The organism is Xanthobacter autotrophicus (assembly GCF_030015065.1).
GTDB classification, from domain to species: domain Bacteria; phylum Pseudomonadota; class Alphaproteobacteria; order Rhizobiales; family Xanthobacteraceae; genus Xanthobacter; species Xanthobacter autotrophicus_D.
Genome location: NZ_JAIVFN010000192.1, coordinates 1 through 5096 on the forward strand (window position 1 = coordinate 1; position 5096 = coordinate 5096).

A 5096-nucleotide genomic window follows, 5' to 3' on the forward strand; every position below is an offset into this window, starting at 1 on the left:
CTCCCCAACCCTCCCCCGCACGCGGGAGAGGGGGCGCGACGGCGGTTCTCTTCAAAAGTTCAGCCGCGCCTTGATGCCCTCGGCGGCGGCGCGGCCGGTGGAAAAGCAGGCCTGCAGCAGGTAGCCCCCCGTGGGGGCCTCCCAGTCCAGCATCTCGCCGGCGGCGAACACCGGCGGCAGGTGGGCCGGCAGGCCGCAGAGGGCGTAGTCGGCGCCGACCGCGCTCCAGGCGATGCCGCCGGCGGTGGAGATGGCGCGCTCAAGCCCGGCATGGCCGGTCACCTCCAGCGGCAGCGCCTTGATGAGGCGGGCGAGGGCCGCCGCGTCCGGCCGGGCCGGGCCGGCGACCTCGCGCACGAGGTTCGCCGCCACCGGGGCAAGCCCGCCATGCTTGGCCAGCACGGTGGAGAAGGAAGCCTTGACCGGGGCGGCGGCGAGCCGGGCGGCGAGGGCCTTTTCGTCCAGGTCCGGGCGCAGGTCGAGGTGGAGGGTGATGGAACGATGGCCCAGCGCCCGGCGCAGGTCGGCGGAAAGGGCGTAGATGGCGCCGCCTTCCAGTCCCGAGGCCGTCACCACCGCCTCGCCGCGCACCACAGTCTTGCCGAAGCGCAGGGCGATGCGCTTCAGTGGCGTGCCGGCGAAGCGGGCGCGGAACACCTCCGACCAGCCGATGCTCACGCCCATGTTGGAGGGGGAAAGCGCATTCACCGGAACGCCGGCGGCCCGCAGCCCCTCCACCCAGCTGCCGTCCGAGCCGAGGCGCGGCCAGGAGGCGCCGCCCAGCGCCAGCAGCACGGCATCAGCCTTTTCCTCCACCGCGCCGTCGGGGGTGTCGAACAGCACGGCGCCCGACGGGCTCCAGCCCCGGAAGGCGTGGCGCAGGTGGAAGGCGACGCCCTGCGCCGAAAGCCGCGCCAGCCACGCGCGCAGCAGGGGCGAGGCCTTGAAGCTTAAGGGGAACACCCGCCCGCTGGAGCCGACGAAGGTCTCCTCGCCCAGCCCCAAAGCCCATTGGCGCAGGGCGTCCGGCGGGAAGGCTTCCAGCGCCGGGGCGAGGCGCTCCGCTGCCTTGCCGTAGCGCGTGAGGAAGCGCGCAAGCGGTTCCGAATGGGTCAGGTTGAGCCCGCCACGCCCGGCCATGAGGAACTTGCGGGCGACGGAGGGCATGCGGTCATAGACCGCCACGCGCGCGCCGGCGGCGGAGAGGATCTCCGCCGCGGCGAGGCCCGCGGGGCCGGCGCCGACGATGGCGATGAAAGGCGCGTCGAGGGGCAATCTGTTGCCTTATGCCAGGGGCCCCGGTCTGTGACCGGTGCGGGGAGGGGGGCGCCCGTCGCTGCGGGTTGAGCCCTGAAACGAGAAACCCTCCGCCGGACGACGGCGGAGGGTCGAAGAATTGCAAGGCTAGAGCACGCGCCGATCAGCTTGCATCGCAAGCTGATCGGGCAACGCGTTCTCTTTCTTGAACTCAGAGGGCGATTCACCGATCAGATTGATTCAATCTGATCGGATCGCGCTCTAAAGCACTCGCGCGCCGAAAAAGAGGCGGCGGGCCGCCTCCCTCAGATGGTCTGGTTGTATTCGCCCACTTCCGGGAAGGTGCGCAGCACGCCGTCCACTTCCTTGAACATCTCGCGCATGCGCTCGTCGGAGACCGGGCTCTCCACCACCACCACCAGTTCGGGCTTGTTGGAGGAGGCGCGCACCAGGCCCCAGGAACCGTCCTCGCAGGTGACGCGCACGCCGTTCACCGTCACGAGGTCGCGGATGGCCTGGCCGGTGACCTTGGCTCCGTCCTTGGCCAGCTTCTCGTAATGCTCCACCACCTTGGCGACGATGCCGTACTTGGCCTCGTCCGCGCAGTGGGGCGACATGGTGGGCGAGGACCAGGTCTTGGGCAGGGCCTCGCGCAGCTCGGAGAGCTTCTTGCCGGGGTTGCGGTCCAGCATGTCGAGCACGGCGATGGCGGAGACGAGGCCGTCGTCATAGCCGCGGCCCACGGGCTTGTTGAAGAAATAGTGGCCGCTCTTCTCGAAGCCCACGAGGGCGCCGGTCTCGTTCACCCGGCGCTTCATGTAGGAGTGGCCGGTCTTCCAGTAGTCCGCCTTCACGCCCAGCTTGATCAGCTCGGGATCGGTGGCGAACAGGCCGGTGGACTTCACGTCCACCACGAAGGTGGCGTTGGGGTAGATCTTGGCGAGGTCGCGGGCGAGCAGCACGCCCACCTTGTCGGCGAAGATCTCCTCGCCGGTGTCGTCCACCACGCCGCAGCGGTCGCCGTCGCCGTCGAAGCCCAGCGCCACGTCCGCCTTGTGCTCCAGCACCGCGTCCCGCATGGCATGGAGCATTTCCATGTCCTCGGGGTTCGGGTTGTACTTGGGGAAGGTGTGGTCGAGCTCGGTGTCGAGCGGAATCACCTCGACGCCCAGCGCCTCCAGGATCTTCGGGGCGAAGGCGCCGGCGGTGCCGTTGCCGCAGGCCACCACCGCCTTGATGGGGTTCTTCAGCTTGGGGCGGTCGGTGAGGTCCTTGATGTAGACCTCGGGGAAGTTCTCCACGAACACGTAGGAGCCGCCGCCCTTCAGGTTGAACTTGGCGCCGAGGACGATCTCCTTGAGCTTCGTCATCTCGTCGGGGCCGAAGGTGAGGGGGCGGTTGACGCCCATCTTCACGCCGGTCCAGCCATTGTCGTTGTGGGAGGCGGTCACCATGGCCACCGCCGGCACGTCCAGGGCGAACTGGGCGAAATAGGCCATGGGCGACATGGCGAGGCCGATGTCGTGCACCTTGATGCCCGCCGCCATGAGGCCGGAGACCAGCGCCAGCTTGATGGAGGACGAATAGGAGCGGAAATCGTGGCCGGTGACGATCTCCGGCTTCACGCCCATCTCGTGCATCAGGGTGCCGAGGCCCATGCCCAGCGCCTGCACGCCCATCAGGTTGATTTCCTTCTGGAACAACCAGCGCGCGTCATATTCCCGGAAGCCGGTCGGCTTCACCATGGGCTCGGACTCGTAAGCGTAGGTGTTGGGGGTCAAGACCGGCTTGGGTGTGGGGAACATGCAGAGAGCTCCTGCGGGCCTGAATTTCGCAGCTGCGAGATAGCACGGTTTCATGACTGAACGAACGCCGGAAGCTTGAGAATAGCTCCAGAGATGGCAAAAGGTAGCATTAAAGAGGTATTTTAATAACGAATTTGCGTCTTGCGACGCGCCAGCGGATGATTCGGAAGCACAGCCCGGCGCCTCCTCCGCATCCTTTCGCAAATTGCATTCGCGGCGGTGCAGCATGAGCGCCGCCGCGAATGGGGTCGGGCGCTCAGGCCCGCAGGGTGGCGCCGGTCTTCCTGGTGACTTCCGCCACGATGCGGCCCGCCACCTCCTCGATGTCCTTGTCGGTCAAGGTGCGCTCGCGCGGCTGGAGGGTGACCTCCACCGCCACCGACTTCTTGTCGGGGTCGATGCCCTTGCCCTCATAGAGGTCGAAGATGCCCACGGCGGTCACCAGCTTTTTGTCGGCGCCCTGGGCGGCCTTCAGGATGTCGGCGGCCGCCACCTCGCGGCCCACCACGAAGGCGAAGTCGCGCTTCACCGCCTGGAAGGCGGAGAGGTCGAGGGCGGGCTTCACCCGCGTCGCCTTGGCCTTGGGCTCGGGGATCCTGTCGAGGATGATCTCGAACGCCACCAGCGGGCCGGCCACGTCCAGCGCCTCCAGCACGGCGGGGTGGACCTCGCCGAAATGGGCCATGGCGTTGGAGCCGAGGCGCAGGGTGCCCGAGCGGCCGGGATGGTACCAGCCCGGCGCATCGGTGGTGACCTGGAGGTTCGCCACCGGCGCCCCGCAGGCGGCGAGCGCCGCCAGCGCATCGGCCTTGGCGTCGAACACGTCCACCGCGCCGGCGGTGCCGGACCAGTGGCGGCCGGCGCCCGTGGGCTTCGCCGTGCCGCGCCTTATGCCGGAGGCCGCCTGCCGCTGGTCCGCCGGGCCGTCGCCGGCGAAGATCTGGCCCACCTCGAACAGGGCCACGTCGGCGAAGCCGCGCGCGGCATTGGTGCCCGCCGCCTTGATGAGGCCCGGCAACAGGCTCGGCCGCATGTCCGAGAGGTCGGCGGCGATGGGGTTGGAGAGCGCCAGCTGGGGCGCGCCGCCGCCGAACATTTTCGCGGCCTCCTGGCTGACGAAGGACCAGGTGACGGCCTCCACCATGCCGCGCCCCGCCAGCGCCCGCCGCGCCTTGCGGCTGCGCAACTGGAGCGGGGTCAGCACCGCCTTGCGGGCGTCGTCCCCGCGTGGCAGCTCGGTGGCGGGCACCCGGTCGAGGCCGAGGATGCGCACCACCTCTTCCACCAGGTCCGCCTTGCCCTCGATGTCGCCGCGCCAGGAGGGCGGCACCACGTCGAGCACCGGCGCCGCGCCGGAGACGGCGAAGCCCAGGGCCTCCAGCACGCCACGGATCTCCTGTTCGGAAGCCTCCAGCCCGGCGAGGCGCTTCACCTCGGAGAGGGGGAAGCGAATCGTGCGCGTGGTATCCGGAATGGCGCCGGCCAGCACCGGTTCGGAGGCCTCGCCGCCGCAGATCTCCTGAATGAGGTGGGTGGCCAGCTCCAGCCCTGGCACGGTGAAGGCGGGGTCCACGCCGCGCTCGAAGCGGAAGCGGGCATCCGAATTGATACCGAGCCTGCGCCCGGTCTGGGCGATGGTGATGGCGTCCCAGAGGGCGGATTCGATCACCACGTCGGTGGTGGCCTCGTCGCAGCCGGAAGCCTCCCCGCCCATGATGCCGGCAAGGCTCTCCACGCCGTTCTCGTCGGCGATGACGCACATGGTCTCGTCGAGGGTGTAGGTCTTGCCGTCCAGCGCCAGCAGGGTCTCGCCGGGCCGGCCCCGGCGCACCACGAGATTGCCCTTCACCTTGGCGAGGTCGAAGACGTGGAGCGGGCGGTTGCGGTCGAACGTCATGAAATTGGTGACGTCCACCAGCGCGTTGATGGGGCGCAGCCCGATGGCGCGCAGGCGATCCTGCAGCCATTGGGGGGAGGGGCCGTTCTTCACCCCCTTCACCACCCGGAGCGCGAAGGCGGGGCAGAGGGGGGCGG

General features: G+C 69.3%; 3 protein-coding genes. All 3 read right to left on the minus strand.

Going from position 1 to position 5096, the window contains the following annotated elements:
* Nucleotides 1-51: 51 nt before the first annotated feature.
* A complete protein-coding gene (locus K9U40_RS21930) occupies nt 52-1275 on the minus strand; it encodes a TIGR03862 family flavoprotein (protein ID WP_282892235.1) in 1224 nt (407 codons plus the stop codon).
* A gap of 287 nt (nt 1276-1562) precedes the next feature.
* Nucleotides 1563-3062: a phosphomannomutase/phosphoglucomutase gene (locus K9U40_RS21935; RefSeq protein ID WP_282892236.1), complete on the minus strand. Its 1500-nt coding sequence runs from the start codon at nt 3060-3062 to the stop codon at nt 1563-1565.
* Between the two features lie 256 nt (nt 3063-3318).
* A partial coding sequence (pheT, locus tag K9U40_RS21940; protein WP_282892237.1) for a phenylalanine--tRNA ligase subunit beta occupies nt 3319-5096 on the minus strand: 1778 nt, incomplete at its 5' end.

What these genes read in the sequence shown, in the direction of transcription:
- K9U40_RS21935 (WP_282892236.1), bottom strand. Translation starts at nt 3,062, where the DNA reads ATGTTCCCCACACCCAAGCCGGTCTTGACCCCCAACACCTACGCTTAC.